General features: G+C 41.0%; 14 protein-coding genes. 12 read left to right on the plus strand and 2 right to left on the minus strand.

Features of this window, described 5'->3' with window-relative positions:
* From atpB to FLL46_RS08860, 12 genes are all read left to right on the plus strand, one after another.
* Window positions 1-816, plus strand: a complete 816-nt coding sequence (atpB, locus tag FLL46_RS08805) for a F0F1 ATP synthase subunit A (RefSeq protein ID WP_142893114.1) — start codon at window positions 1-3, stop codon at window positions 814-816.
* 55 nt (window positions 817-871) lie between these two features.
* The gene (gene atpE / locus FLL46_RS08810) at window positions 872-1,138 is read left to right on the plus strand and encodes a F0F1 ATP synthase subunit C (protein ID WP_142893115.1); all 267 of its coding nucleotides are present in this window, start codon (window positions 872-874) and stop codon (window positions 1,136-1,138) included.
* 47 nt (window positions 1,139-1,185) lie between these two features.
* Window positions 1,186-1,656: a F0F1 ATP synthase subunit B gene (locus tag FLL46_RS08815; protein WP_142893116.1), complete on the plus strand. Its 471-nt coding sequence runs from the start codon at window positions 1,186-1,188 to the stop codon at window positions 1,654-1,656.
* An 18-nt stretch (window positions 1,657-1,674) separates the two neighbouring features.
* Window positions 1,675-2,211 (plus strand): F0F1 ATP synthase subunit delta, encoded by a 537-nt coding sequence (locus FLL46_RS08820; RefSeq protein WP_142893117.1) that lies wholly within the window; start codon window positions 1,675-1,677, stop codon window positions 2,209-2,211.
* An 18-nt stretch (window positions 2,212-2,229) separates the two neighbouring features.
* Window positions 2,230-3,771: a F0F1 ATP synthase subunit alpha gene (gene atpA, locus FLL46_RS08825; RefSeq protein WP_142893204.1), complete on the plus strand. Its 1,542-nt coding sequence runs from the start codon at window positions 2,230-2,232 to the stop codon at window positions 3,769-3,771.
* Window positions 3,772-3,874: 103 nt separating this feature from the next.
* Window positions 3,875-4,735, plus strand: coding sequence for a F0F1 ATP synthase subunit gamma (gene atpG, locus FLL46_RS08830; RefSeq protein WP_142893118.1), 861 nt, complete (start codon window positions 3,875-3,877; stop codon window positions 4,733-4,735).
* Window positions 4,736-4,803: 68 nt separating this feature from the next.
* A complete protein-coding gene (gene atpD, locus FLL46_RS08835; protein WP_142893119.1) occupies window positions 4,804-6,180 on the plus strand; it encodes a F0F1 ATP synthase subunit beta in 1,377 nt (458 codons plus the stop codon).
* 29 nt (window positions 6,181-6,209) lie between these two features.
* Window positions 6,210-6,632, plus strand: coding sequence for a F0F1 ATP synthase subunit epsilon (locus FLL46_RS08840; RefSeq protein ID WP_142893120.1), 423 nt, complete (start codon window positions 6,210-6,212; stop codon window positions 6,630-6,632).
* A gap of 188 nt (window positions 6,633-6,820) precedes the next feature.
* On the plus strand, window positions 6,821-7,015 hold the full coding sequence (locus FLL46_RS08845; RefSeq protein ID WP_142893121.1) for a hypothetical protein: 195 nt from the start codon (window positions 6,821-6,823) through the stop codon (window positions 7,013-7,015).
* Between the two features lie 280 nt (window positions 7,016-7,295).
* On the plus strand, window positions 7,296-8,291 hold the full coding sequence (locus FLL46_RS08850) for an MBL fold metallo-hydrolase (protein ID WP_142893122.1): 996 nt from the start codon (window positions 7,296-7,298) through the stop codon (window positions 8,289-8,291).
* A gap of 13 nt (window positions 8,292-8,304) precedes the next feature.
* Window positions 8,305-8,640 carry a winged helix-turn-helix domain-containing protein gene (locus FLL46_RS08855; RefSeq protein ID WP_142893123.1) on the plus strand — a complete coding sequence of 112 codons (336 nt, stop codon included), beginning with the start codon at window positions 8,305-8,307 and terminating at the stop codon, window positions 8,638-8,640.
* A 333-nt stretch (window positions 8,641-8,973) separates the two neighbouring features.
* Window positions 8,974-11,433, plus strand: coding sequence for a TonB-dependent receptor plug domain-containing protein (locus FLL46_RS08860; protein ID WP_142893124.1), 2,460 nt, complete (start codon window positions 8,974-8,976; stop codon window positions 11,431-11,433).
* Between the two features lie 107 nt (window positions 11,434-11,540).
* Here FLL46_RS08860 and FLL46_RS08865 read toward each other — a convergent pair whose 3' ends face one another.
* Both FLL46_RS08865 and FLL46_RS08870 read right to left on the minus strand, forming a co-directional pair.
* Window positions 11,541-12,314: a LytR/AlgR family response regulator transcription factor gene (locus FLL46_RS08865; RefSeq protein WP_142893125.1), complete on the minus strand. Its 774-nt coding sequence runs from the start codon at window positions 12,312-12,314 to the stop codon at window positions 11,541-11,543.
* Between the two features lie 75 nt (window positions 12,315-12,389).
* Window positions 12,390-13,496 carry a sensor histidine kinase gene (locus FLL46_RS08870; RefSeq protein ID WP_142893126.1) on the minus strand — a complete coding sequence of 369 codons (1,107 nt, stop codon included), beginning with the start codon at window positions 13,494-13,496 and terminating at the stop codon, window positions 12,390-12,392.
* Window positions 13,497-13,599: the final 103 nt, after the last annotated feature.

Genomic DNA, 13,599 nt, shown 5'->3' on the forward strand with positions numbered 1-13,599 from the left:
ATGAGTGCAGAAACAAGTGCGGGTTATATCAAGCACCATCTCCAGAACCTCCAAGCATGCTCTACTGAGGCAGGTTGGGCATTCAATACCGCAGATAACCCAACACTATGTTCTGGGAACTTTTGGGCACTAAATGTCGACACTTTGGGTTTTTCGATTGGTTTGGGATTAATTTTCCTTTGGATTTTCCGTAGTGCGGCAAAGAAAGCGACTACTGGTGTGCCTGGTAAATTCCAGTGCTTTATCGAACTGATCATCGACTTTGTAGATACCAATGTAAAAGATACCTTTCATGGTAAGAATAAACTGATAGCGCCGATGGGACTGACAATTTTTGTCTGGGTTTACCTGATGAATTTAATGGACCTGATTCCTGTGGATTATATTCCTGGCCTTGCTCACTGGATGGGCGTCCCTTACCTGAAAATCGTACCAAGTACTGACGTTAATATTACTTTTGCCATGTCTTTGTCAGTATTTATCCTAATCATTTTTTATAGCATTAAAGTTAAAGGCGTTGGTGGATTTACTAAAGAGCTAACCATGAACCCCTTTAATCATTGGGCAGCGATACCAATCAACTTAGTATTGGAAGGGGCTGCTCTAATCGCTAAGCCAATTTCTTTATCGCTTCGTCTATTCGGTAATATGTATGCGGGAGAGCTGATCTTCATACTCATCGCGCTCTTGGGGTGGGTTCAGTTACCACTTCACTTTGGTTGGGCCGTATTGCATTTATTGGTAATTTTCTTACAAGCTTTCATCTTTATGATGCTGACTGTGGTTTACCTCAGCCTTGCGCATGAAGATCACTAATTAATACTTTTAATTAATAACTTTAAACTTAACTATTCCTAATTAGGAGAACAAAATGGAAACAGTAATCGGTTTTACCGCAATCGCAGTAGCTATCCTTATCGGTCTTGGCGCACTTGGCGTTGGTATTGGTATGGGTCTTTTAGGTGGTAAATTCCTTGAGAGCGCTGCCCGTCAACCAGAATTAGCACCTATGCTACAGGTTAAAATGTTCATCGTTGTTGGTCTATTGGATGCGGTAGCCATGATCGGTGTTGGTATCGCATTGTTCTTCACTTTTGCTAACCCTTTCGTAGCACAGTTAGCAACTGCTGCAGGTTAATCACCCTCAAAGTCTTTAAATTTAACCGACATTAAGAGGAGATTGCCGTGGATATAAATGCAACCCTGTTTGGCCAGACGATAGCGATGATTTTTTTCGTCTGGTTCACAATGAAATACATTTGGCCATTGCTAGATGCGGCTATCACTGAGCGTCAAGATAAAATCCGAGAAGGTTTGGAAGCTGCAGATAAAAGCCAGCACGATTTAGAGTTGGCTAAGAAGCATGCTGCTGAAACTATGCGTGAAGCCAAAGAAAAAGCGGCCGAGTTGTTAGAGCAAGCGAAAAAGCGCCACGCTGAAATCGTAGATTCTGCAAAAGATGATGCGCGCAGCGAAGCGAATAAAATTATCGCCGGTGCTCATGCAGAGATCGAACAAGATGTTCATCGTGCTCGGGAAGAACTGCGCAAGCAAGTTTCTGTGTTAGCTTTAGCTGGCGCTGAAAAAATTCTTCAACGCAATATCGATGCATCTGCGCAAGCAGATATTCTTGATAGCTTAGTTGCTGAACTTTAACCGAAATGAAGGTGGCCCATGGCTGAATTAACAACATTAGCAAGACCATACGCAAAAGCAGCGTTTGAGCATGCATTAGAAGCAAAGCGACTGGCTGAATGGTCAGATATGCTGGGCTTTGCAGCTAGCGTGATTAGCGATGAGTCGATGCAACAGCTATTAACGAGCCCTCATTTTACTAAAGAAGATCAAAGAGACGCGATGCTTAAGGTGTGTCAGGATAAGTTGGATGATAAAGGCACCAACTTTATTAAACTATTGGCACGAAATGGGCGACTCTTGGCTTTACCTGAAATCGAAGTGTTATTTAACTTTTTGCGTAGCGAGTTTGAAAAAACAATAGACGCGCAAATCACTTCAGCGACAGAGTTAAATGAGCAGCAAATCACTCAACTAAAAGAAAAATTGGCGGCAAAGCTTGGCCGACAAATTGAAGTGAGCGTTGATGTTGACGCAGAACTTCTGGGTGGTTTGATTATTCAAGCAGAAGATTTAGTGATTGATGGTTCAGTCCGCGGTAAGCTGGCTAAATTGTCTGACACTCTAAACGTATAAGGAACACAGAGCATGAGCATGCAACTGAATCCATCAGAAATTAGTGAATTAATCAGACAAAGAATCAACGACTTTGAAGTTGTGTCTGAAGCGCGAAACGAAGGTACTATTGTTAGTGTATCTGACGGTATCTTAAAAATTCATGGCCTTGCGGAAGTTATGCAAGGTGAGATGATTGAATTACCTGGCGGAAAATACGGCCTGGCACTAAACCTTGAGCGTGATTCGGTTGGTGCGGTAGTTTTAGGTGATTATTCTGACATTGTAGAAGGTCAAAAAGCCAAATGTACCGGTCGTATTCTTGAAGTACCAACAGGTGAGTCCTTGCTTGGCCGCGTTGTTGACGCACTAGGTAATCCAATCGACGGTAAAGGCCCAATTGAAACTGCAACTTACTCTCCTGTAGAAAAAGTCGCACCGGGTGTAATCGCTCGTCAATCGGTTGATCAACCAGTTCAAACTGGATATAAATCTGTCGACGCGATGATTCCTGTTGGTCGAGGTCAACGTGAGTTGATCATCGGAGACCGTCAGACTGGTAAGACAGCTTTAGCTGTTGATGCAATCATCAACCAGAAAGGCACCGGTGTAAAATGTATTTATGTTGCTGTTGGTCAAAAAGCATCAACAATTGCTAACATCGTACGTAAGCTTGAAGAGCACGGCGCAATGGCTCACACTATTGTTGTTGCAGCGGCGGCTTCAGATTCTGCGGCACTACAATTTATCGCACCATTCTCTGGTTGTACCATGGGTGAATATTTCCGTGATAACGGTGAAGATGCGTTAATTGTTTATGATGATTTAACCAAGCAAGCTTGGGCTTATCGTCAAATCTCCTTGTTACTTCGTCGTCCGCCTGGACGTGAAGCTTATCCTGGTGACGTATTCTACTTGCATTCTCGTCTACTTGAGCGTGCTGCGAGAATTAATGCTGAGCATGTTGAGAAGATTACTGACGGTCGAGTTAAAGGTAAAACTGGTTCTTTAACTGCGCTTCCAATTATCGAAACTCAAGCGGGTGACGTATCAGCGTTTGTACCAACAAACGTAATCTCTATCACTGACGGTCAGATTTTCCTTGAAACTGATTTATTTAATGCGGGTATCCGCCCTGCGGTTAACGCGGGTCTTTCGGTATCTCGTGTTGGTGGCGCAGCGCAAACTAAAATTATCAAGAAACTGGGTGGTGGTGTTCGTTTGGCACTTGCACAGTATCGTGAATTGGCGGCATTCGCTCAGTTTGCATCGGATCTTGATGACGCGACTCGTGAGCAGTTAGAGCACGGTCAGCGAGTGACTGAATTAATGAAACAAAACCAATACGCACCGATGTCTGTTGCGCAAATGGCTGTTTCATTATTTGCAGCTGAAGAAAAACACTTAACTGATATTGAGTTAAACAAAATTCAGGATTTTGAGTCGGCATTACAAGACCATATGGGAAGCAATGAAAAAGCCTTGATGGATAAAATCAACGAAACTTGTAATTACAACGACGAAATTAAAGCTGAGTTAGATGCTGCAATTCGTAAGTTTAAAGAAACTGCTACTTGGTAGTTTTTTGTGGTGAGGGGCTGAATTTATTCTTCCCTCCCCTCTAACCCTTTTCTTATGTGAAAGGGTGAAATTGAAACGTTAACTAAATTACTGGGAACAGTCTATGGCGGTCGGAAAAGAAATTCGTACCAAGATTGGAAGTATTCAAAATACTCAGAAAATTACCAGTGCGATGGAAATGGTTGCTGCGAGTAAAATGCGTAAAGCGCAAGATCGTATGGAAGCAACCAAACCTTATGCTGAAAAAATCCGTGGTGTTATCGGACACCTGGGTATGGGGCACACTGAGTATAAACATCCTTACATCATTGACCGAGAAGTGAAGCGTGTTGGTTTTATCATCGTTTCGACTGATCGTGGATTATGTGGTGGCTTAAATACTAACCTTTTTAAAGATGCTTTGAAGTCAATGCAACAGTGGCAAGAACAAGACGTAGAAATTGATCTATGTTTAATTGGTTCAAAAGCTGCTGGTTTCTTCAGTCGTTTTGGTGGCAATGTTGTCGCTAAAACATCTCATCTGGGTGATGCACCAACAGTTACCGATCTTATCGGTACCGTGAAAGTCATGTTGGATTCTTTTGATGAAGGCCGAATTGACCGTTTATTTCTCGTCCACAATGAATTTGTCAATACAATGACTCAAGAGCCTCGAGTTCATCAACTTCTTCCTGTCGAGAAAAATGAAGAAGATGAACTAAAGCATCACTGGGATTATATATACGAGCCAGATGCTAAAGAGCTTTTAGATGTGTTATTAGTTCGCTACATCGAGTCTCAGGTTTATCAAGGTGTTGTAGATAATATTGCATGTGAGCAAGCCTCACGAATGGTTGCGATGAAAGCAGCAACCGACAACGCCGGTGATATTATTGATGACTTGCAACTTATTTATAATAAGGCTCGTCAGGCGGCTATTACTCAGGAAATCTCAGAAATTATTGGTGGGGCTGCGGCAGTATAACTGCGGTAACAAGCCAGAGATTTTTAGTTAACGAATTTAAAGATTAAATATTAATAGAGGAACAAACAATGAGCAACGGTAGCATTGTTGAGATCATCGGCGCTGTCATCGACGTGGAATTTCCACGGACTGATGTACCAAAAGTGTATGATGCACTTGATATTGAAGGCAGTGAATTAACACTAGAAGTACAACAACAACTTGGTGACGGTATCGTTCGTTGTATCGCTATGGGTTCTTCTGAAGGAATGAGCCGCGGTATGAAAGTAACCAATACCGGCGCACCAATTTCAGTACCTGTTGGACAAGAAACACTAGGTCGAATCATGGATGTTCTTGGTAACCCAATCGACGAAAAAGGTCCAATCGGTGAGCAAGAACGCATGTCTATTCACCGTGAAGCGCCTTCATATGAAGATCAAGCTGCGGCTAACGAATTGCTCGAAACCGGTATCAAAGTTATTGACTTGGTTTGCCCATTTGCGAAAGGTGGTAAAGTTGGTCTTTTCGGTGGTGCGGGTGTTGGTAAAACCGTAAACATGATGGAATTAATTCGTAACATCGCAACGGAGCACTCTGGTTTCTCTGTATTTGCAGGTGTTGGTGAGCGTACTCGTGAGGGTAACGATTTCTATCATGAAATGACTGACTCAAACGTAATCGACAAAGTATCACTGGTTTACGGTCAGATGAATGAGCCTCCAGGAAACAGACTTCGTGTTGCTTTGACTGGGTTAACCATGGCGGAAAAATTCCGTGATGAAGGTCGTGACGTATTATTATTTATCGATAATATTTATCGTTATACACTTGCTGGAACAGAAGTATCAGCACTACTTGGTCGTATGCCATCGGCGGTAGGATATCAGCCTACACTTGCAGAAGAAATGGGTGTACTTCAGGAGCGTATTACTTCAACCAAAACAGGCTCTATCACTTCGGTTCAAGCGGTATATGTACCTGCGGATGACTTAACTGACCCATCACCTGCAACAACATTTGCTCATTTGGATGCGACAGTTGTACTTTCGCGTCAAATCGCAGAGCTTGGTATTTACCCAGCGGTTGATCCACTAGACTCAACCTCGCGCCAGCTTGATCCGTTAGTTATCGGACAAGAGCACTACGACGTTGCGCGTGGCGTACAATCGGTACTTCAGCGTTATAAAGAATTGAAAGATATCATCGCGATTCTTGGTATGGACGAGCTTTCTGAAGAAGACAAGCAAACGGTTGCTCGTGCTCGTAAGATTCAGCGATTCTTATCACAGCCATTCTTCGTTGCAGAAGTTTTCACCGGTTCTCCAGGTAAATACGTATCTCTTAAAGATACCATTGCCGGATTCCAGGGAATTCTTAACGGTGAGTATGATCACTTACCAGAGCAAGCTTTCTACATGGTTGGTACTATCGAAGAGGCAGTGGAAAGAGCTAAATCCCTTTAAACTGAGCTTAAGAACCTAGGAAATTGGATATGTATACATTTCAATTAGATATCGTCAGTGCAGAAAAGTCGATTTTTTCTGGTACTGTTGATTCGCTAGTCGCAACAGGTGAATTAGGCGAGTTGGGAATTACTCCGGGTCACGCCCCTTTGCTGACCAAGCTAAAGCCGGGGACGGTAAAAGTCACAGATCACGATGGAAAAGTAGAACATTACTACGTTTCCGGCGGGATGTTAGAGGTTCAACCCCATGTGACTACCATCCTTGCGGATACTGCAGCGCGAGCTGATGATGTGGACGAAGCGGCAGCAATTGCCGCAAAAGAAGCAGCTGAAGCCGCAATGACTGATCAAAACTCAGAAATTGAATACTCAAAAGCGGCGGCTGAATTAGCTGAAGCTGTTGCTCAATTACGAACCATTCAGGCTATTCGTAAGAAGGTTGGTAAGTAAGCTATTAGTTACTGAGTCAGTGGTAAAGTTATGAAAAGGCGCTTTTAGCGCCTTTTTTGTTTTTTAAGCCCAAATTTTAGATAAATAGGTAAAAGTCAGGCTAATTCATATTTATTAAAGAAAAATTCAAACTTTTTCCGGTTTCATTACGACTATATATTCAGATGCCTAAATTTGGGTGAACAGTCATGAAACTATCCCTTTTAAAACCTATCATTGCCATGTTAGCCACAATTATTATGTGTGGAGTTTTATCTGCCAGCCAGGCTTCGTCCACGAAAGAGGTGATTTTGAGCAATGAAGAAATTGGTACGAATAACTCAATTGAGATAAGTAAGGCTCAAAATAGAAAGAAACCGACGACACTAATCCAGTTAAATTAAAAGGTTAGTAATCCAAGTTTATAAACTGGTTCATCTTGACTAGCAATTGTTAATAGATTGAGTCCGAACTAGAATCTCGCGTCAATCTAAGACTAATCTTTTCTTTAATCAGCATAATAGCGTCGGCTAGCAAGGATTTGATGAGTACTGCTGTTACGCAAACTCACTCCATAACAATGAAAGAGCTAATTTGCTCAAACTCCGGATCGGGCATTTCATCAAATAGTCCCCTTGTCTGGTCACATCTGCCTTGTTAGGCATAGCTCAATTAGGTACAAAAATGACTCTATCTAATCTAATTGAGTCATTTATGAAGATACTTTTTTGCCTGTTGCTATCCATCTGCTCAATCCAGGTAACGATTGGTCAGGTGGTTGAGAGCAACTCACCGCGGGCTGAAGTCAATCGATACACCAGTCTCGCAGCCTGGGGGGTGAATGCCTACTGGATTGAAACGACAAAAAGTATTGTCCTGATTGATGCTCAATTACTGCCTGCTGATGCGAAAAAAATCGCGAGTATCATCAAGACCACTAACAAACCACTGGCTGCGGTGTTTATTACTCACCCTCATCCCGACCATTTCGCCGGACTCGCATTGCTAAAAGATGAGTTTGGCCAGTTTCCAATTTATTCTTCGAAAACAACAGCTGAAAAACTCGAAAGTTCTCTTAAACGATTTTTAAATAGCTCATTTTCAAAACCGTTTGGCGATAAAGTTGAGAAGCGATTTACCGGTATTACTAAAACGCTGCAACATAAAGAAGTGGTTGTTATTGATGGTTTAAAATTTCAGTTAGATGATTTAGGTGCGGGAGAATCCGAAAATAATAGCTTGATTTATTTACCACAGAAAAAGTGGCTTTTTACTGGTGACGCCACTATGCACCATGTTCATTACTATCTCGGTGAGGGACGTTCTAAAAAGATATTATCCCAACTGGAATACATTAAGAAAGAATATGAAAAGAACATTTTATTTACAGGTCATGGAGAACCTGGACGAACCACCATCATTGACCAGCAAATTAATTATATTCAGTTGCTAAGAAAAAGCGTTTCAGATGCCATACAGCATAAAGCAAATCTTAGTAGTGACAAGTCGCACCTTATCAAAAATAAGCGTCAAGAAATCGCTCAACGCATATACAAAAAGTACCCTTACTTCGGTGATTTTGGTATTGAACCCATTCAGGTTATCAGTATGAATTTGTGGGGTGTTGAAACTGAATTATTGTCAGGAATCAAAGCACGTCATTCTAGCGTAGAAAAATAGAGGAGTAACCCTTATGTACAACCCCAATATTGCTCACTTAGAATCGAAACAGTTTTTAATTGGCAATTTGATTTATGATGCTTCTAGTCAAAGTTTATCACTAGGTACACAAACTATTTATTTGAGGAATAAACTCAATGAAGTTTTGTTTCATATGGTTGCCAATGAGTCACGATTAGTTTCACGATCAGAATTGATCGAAAAAGTTTGGGATGGAAACTATTATACAGGTGCGAAAGGTGTCACCCATAGCGTTTGCAAACTAAGAAAAAAATTAAATGATTTGGGTGTGACCCAAGTCAAGATCAGGACTTTACCCAAGCAAGGCTATTATTTGTCAGTTAATTGATTCTTTGAGACGATAACCCACTAAAATATTTTTTTTAGTGGGTTGTTCCCATTTTTTTAGTTTTTTAATTTTGATCTTGTCGTCTATTTCTTCCAATCCTGTCAGACAATTTTATTTTTTTGATTTGTCTTTTTTAGAGAAAATTCACAATAGTAAAACTGTATTTGAGAACTCCTGCACAGTAATTTCAAAAAATGTTTTTTGAAAAAAACGAACTCCAATTGATCAAAAAATTAAAAGTAAATTCAATAAAGTATTGCGTTGACTCACTAAAAAATTACTTTATACTCCTGCCCGATTTTTTAGTCTTACCAATCAATGGAGTAATATCAAATGCGAAAGTTTCATCCTGTTTCTTTCGCTGTGTCAGTCTGTATTTCGGCAACCAGTTTTTCAACGTATGCCGAAATGACGCAGGACGACCAGCAAAAAATTATTATCACCGGTTCTCATGTAAAACGCATCGATAACGAATCATCTTCCCCTCTCGTAATAATCAGTAAAGACGAAATTGCCCGTTCAGGAGCCACTACCCTGGCTGATTTATTACAGACAACTGTTTATAGCAATGGCGCATCTTTAAACAATCAACAAACAGGTGGCTTCACACCTGGAGCCGCTAGCTATAATTTGAGAGGTTTACGAACAGACAGAACTTTGGTGTTAGTTGATGGACGACGATTGCCAAGTTACCCATTTGGCCAAGATGGAAATATTGCATTTGTTGACCTTAATATCATTCCATTGGCAGAAGTTGAAAGCGTCGAAATTTTAAAAGATGGCGCTTCAGCTGTCTATGGTTCAGATGCGATCTCTGGGGTTGTTAACGTGATCACAAAACGTGAACATAAAGGTAGTGAGATCGCTGTAAAAACGACTCAGTCAGATTCCAATTATAACGGTAACTTTATTTCTTATCTTGGCGGTTTTTCAGGCGACTCTAACGATTTGATTGTGATCGCAGAATTACAAGATTACCAGGCGTTGCTTGGTGAAGATCTAGATGAAAGCTCGCGGTTACAATTGGGCGACCTAAGCTCATTTAGTTTTCCCGGAACCTATATTACTTCAGACGCCAACTCTAATTTATTGGCGACCGCCGCTGAAAACTGCGAGAGAACAGAAAACGCAGCAGGTTTCCTCAATAATGTTCAAGGTCAGGTTTGTGTCAACGACTGGGCGAAATTGCGCCAACTTATTCCAGAAAATCAAAGGGCCTCTGTTTCAGTAAAATGGAATCAATATTTTGGTGATAGTACTTTTTATGCAGGTATTAGCGCTAACCAGATTGAAACAAGTTCTGATGTACCTTTTGGTTTGGTTGGAGGTGACTTTTTTATCGCCGCTAACTCTGCTATTAACCCTCTGACCGAAGATATGTTTTATCGCCGAGGTTTTTCTGAGCTAGGGCTTCAGACAATTGAAACAGAGTCGCGTAATTATCGTTTTGTGGCAGGTATCGAAGGTTTTATTTCCGACTTCGATTATGATGTAGCGTTAAGTCACGGTTTGACAGAGGTCAAAGAAGTTTATTCTAAAGGCTGGATGAGTGTGACCGATCGTGATGCGCTATTCGCTGCGGTTAATAACGGAGAAATTAATCCATTTAATCCACTATCGCAGCAGCAAATTGATAACTATACGTCTCAATTTAATCACGACGGACGAAGCTATCATTCATCGGTATCGGGCAATCTATCTGGAGAACTTGCGGAGTTGGAGAGTGGTACACTTTATTTCGCTTCGGGTATTGAATTCAGACGAGAGTTTATTCGTGACTCTTCTGACCAGGCGATAATTGACGGAAATGTTGTTGGTCTTGGTAATTCGTCGGCCAGGGGTGATAGAGATATTTCCGCATTGTTTGCCGAGTTTATTATTCCTGCAACTGAGGAACTAGAACTTAACCTGGCGGTGCGTTATGACGACTATAGTGACTTTGGCTCCAGCGTTAACCCTAAAGTATCTTTTAGTTATGCACCTAATGAAACTCTGTTGGTAAGAGCTTCATGGGGAACTGGTTTCCGCGCGCCTAATCTGTTTGAACTACATACCGATCAGGTATCTGGCTCTGCAGGCACTATTCCATTTGTCACTCAGGGGAATCCTGACCTTGATGCTGAAACTTCCGAGAGTTTTAATTTAGGTATAGTGTTTGATATCGATGAGCGCTTTATGGCGTCATTCGATTTATGGCAGATTGATGTTGAAGATATCATTACCAATCTTGGTGTTAACACGATATTAAATGCCGTTGATGAGTCGGGCAACTTGATCTATGAAAACTTGATCACCTTTAACCCGGATAACTCAATCGCCTTTGTTACGGATCCCTTTCTAAATATTGATAGCCAGAAAGCCCAGGGCATTGATATTACATCGCGACTGAGTTTAAGCCAGTCGGTTGAATTACAAATGAGCGTTACCCACTTATTAAAATTACAACAGGATAACAAAGCACTGAATAGTCGAACAGAATTAGACGGTGAATACTTATTTCCAGAAAACCGGTTTAATGCAAGTTTGATCTGGGATCAAGGTGATTTCGAGCACGTATTGTCGGCTTACTATACCGGTTCGCATGGAACTGAAACTACTGAGGTTGAAGATTTCACTAAGCTGGACTATCGATTGAATTACCAGTACCACGAACATGCCTTCACATTGATGGTTTCAAACCTGGCTGACGAAGAGCCACCGGTTAGTGGATTTGGTCAATGGCCTTATTTTGAGCAAAGAATGTATTCTCCACTCGGTAGAACTTATTCGTTGCAATGGACTTATGCTTTTTAGGCTAACCTGATACTTGATTGAACTATTGATTTATTCGGCCGGCATTATGTCGGCCGATTTTAGTTTTAGGGAGAGCTTTGTTACTGAGACAGAAGTGAGAAATTTTGCTATTCAATGCCAAGGCGACAAAGAAGTCTTTCTTTATAGCTTTGACTTACACTAACTTGTTCTCCCGTTTTTAACACGACAGCATATTGTCCATCGGCAAGCGTCAAAAATTCATTTACTTGGGAAATTCTGATCATCGCCGTTCGATGTATTCGAAAAAAATCCTCTGTTGTTAAGTGTTTTTCCAGATAACTCAAACTTACCCGGTGTAAAATAATTTGATCATCCAGGTGTAGCTCAACATAGTTTCCGGCAGTTGATAACCAATTTATTTTTTCGATAGCAATCAACTGAATCCTACCAACGGATCGTACGATGAGCGTTTCCAATTTCTCATTTGGTTGAGCTGATACTTGTTTGAGTTGATTAACTTGTTCTTGTTGATCATGGTTGTTGATCAATAGCTTTTCTACCCTGTCGATAGTTTTGGCAAAGCGTTCGTCGTCGAAGGGTTTTAAGAGATAATCAAGTGCACACAATTCGAATGCATCAACCGCGTGCACATCGAAGGCAGTTACAAATACAATTAAGGGCGGCTTGTTTAGTTGTTGAAGTTGTTCACAAACGCTTAAACCATCTAGTCCCGGCATTTTAATATCGAGAAAAACCACATCAGGATCTTGTTGTTTGACAGAGTCTAATACCTGGTCGCCGCGGCTACATTGACCGCAAATCGACCAATCACTAAATTCCATCAGTGAATATTCAATGTTCGCTCTGGCTAAGCTCTCATCATCGACAATTAGTGCTTTATATTTTTGTTGCTCTGCCATTTTTCTGGTGGTGTTGAATGTGTAATTATGTCATTGAAAAAGTGATTAGTTTAATCAAAACACTTCTATTTATTGCTAGTCATCTTTGGCGAAAGCCGGTACAACTATTTCTACAGTATAGTGCTGAGAGGTCTCAAAGGTATTAAATTCAATTGTGTCACGGTACAAAATTTCCAGGCGCGATTTTAAGTTAGAGAGCCCTATACCCAGGCCCCGTGTTTTAGTTTGTGTTCGTTGGTGAGTGTTTTGAATAAATAAAGTCAGTGAGTTATTTAAATCGCTAATTTTGATGATGAGATCCATCGAATCGCCGCACCGCTCTAAACCGTGCTTAATCGCATTTTCGACAAAAATTTGTAACAAAAATGGTGGGCATTCTTGATTGTGGGAAGTTCTTTTGTCGATAAATTCCACTGACAGTTTATCGTCAAACCGCAATGATTGAAGCGATAAATAATCTTGAACAAAGTCGATCTCATTGTCGATTGGAACAAACTTATGGCTGCTTGCTTCCACTGCGTAGCGCAGCAAGTCACTCAATTGTTTTATGGCTGTCAACGCTTGTTTTTTCTCGGTGATCCTGACCAGGCTAGCGATTGAATTGAGTGAGTTAAATAAGAAATGGGGCTCCAACTGAGTTTGCAGCGACTTCATTCTTAGCTCGCTGAGTTGAAGTTCCAACTCAACATTTGCCTGCTTTATTTTTAACGCTTCCAGTTTATTGGCATCATATCTCTGGTAGTAAATGAGCGAGAGACAAGCCCCCATCACCGCACAAAATAACATCAGACAATAGACCCAGTAAAAAATCGGCAGATGAACCACAATATCGAGCATCGATCGATCACTGATGTCTCTTATCACCATAAAAGATTTAGTTTCAAAAAACGCGACAAGTGGGGCCCAGGCAATGAGTAAAAATAAAGAGGTTTTTAAAATTGATAGTCGCTTAAGTTTTTGTTGCTTTTGAAGTACCCAATAAAAAAATGGTGTAACAAACATCCAGGGTATAAAGCTGATCAGATAGCCTGTTGTTCTTAGAGAATAGTTAAATTCGTGGCCTGCTCGTTCCGAATCAATAATTGACGCAGATAAACTAATGGTGATGAATGCGGCCCAAATAATGAAGTTGGCAATCAGGGCCTTGGAATTAAAACTCGACAATTTCATGTTTCGAAGCATAGCTAATTCCCGTCTGAGTTAAAAGCTAACTCAGCCCAGCAGAGCGGTATTTGAAACAACTCAACTGTTTTACCCGACAGATCCTGCTCTTTTCCCTACTTTT

It is taken from the genome of Aliikangiella coralliicola, assembly GCF_007004725.1.
GTDB lineage: Bacteria > Pseudomonadota > Gammaproteobacteria > Enterobacterales > Kangiellaceae > Aliikangiella > Aliikangiella coralliicola.

Coding starts and splice junctions, on each gene's coding strand:
- atpA (WP_142893204.1), top strand. CDS start 2,230: ATGCAACTGAATCCATCAGAAATTAGTGAATTAATCAGACAAAGAATC.
- FLL46_RS08860 (WP_142893124.1), top strand. CDS start 8,974: ATGCGAAAGTTTCATCCTGTTTCTTTCGCTGTGTCAGTCTGTATTTCG.
- atpB (WP_142893114.1), top strand. CDS start 1: ATGAGTGCAGAAACAAGTGCGGGTTATATCAAGCACCATCTCCAGAAC.
- FLL46_RS08845 (WP_142893121.1), top strand. CDS start 6,821: ATGAAACTATCCCTTTTAAAACCTATCATTGCCATGTTAGCCACAATT.
- atpG (WP_142893118.1), top strand. CDS start 3,875: ATGGCGGTCGGAAAAGAAATTCGTACCAAGATTGGAAGTATTCAAAAT.
- FLL46_RS08840 (WP_142893120.1), top strand. CDS start 6,210: ATGTATACATTTCAATTAGATATCGTCAGTGCAGAAAAGTCGATTTTT.
- atpD (WP_142893119.1), top strand. CDS start 4,804: ATGAGCAACGGTAGCATTGTTGAGATCATCGGCGCTGTCATCGACGTG.
- FLL46_RS08865 (WP_142893125.1), bottom strand. CDS start 12,314: ATGGCAGAGCAACAAAAATATAAAGCACTAATTGTCGATGATGAGAGC.
- FLL46_RS08820 (WP_142893117.1), top strand. CDS start 1,675: ATGGCTGAATTAACAACATTAGCAAGACCATACGCAAAAGCAGCGTTT.
- FLL46_RS08850 (WP_142893122.1), top strand. CDS start 7,296: ATGACTCTATCTAATCTAATTGAGTCATTTATGAAGATACTTTTTTGC.
- atpE (WP_142893115.1), top strand. CDS start 872: ATGGAAACAGTAATCGGTTTTACCGCAATCGCAGTAGCTATCCTTATC.
- FLL46_RS08855 (WP_142893123.1), top strand. CDS start 8,305: ATGTACAACCCCAATATTGCTCACTTAGAATCGAAACAGTTTTTAATT.
- FLL46_RS08870 (WP_142893126.1), bottom strand. CDS start 13,496: ATGCTTCGAAACATGAAATTGTCGAGTTTTAATTCCAAGGCCCTGATT.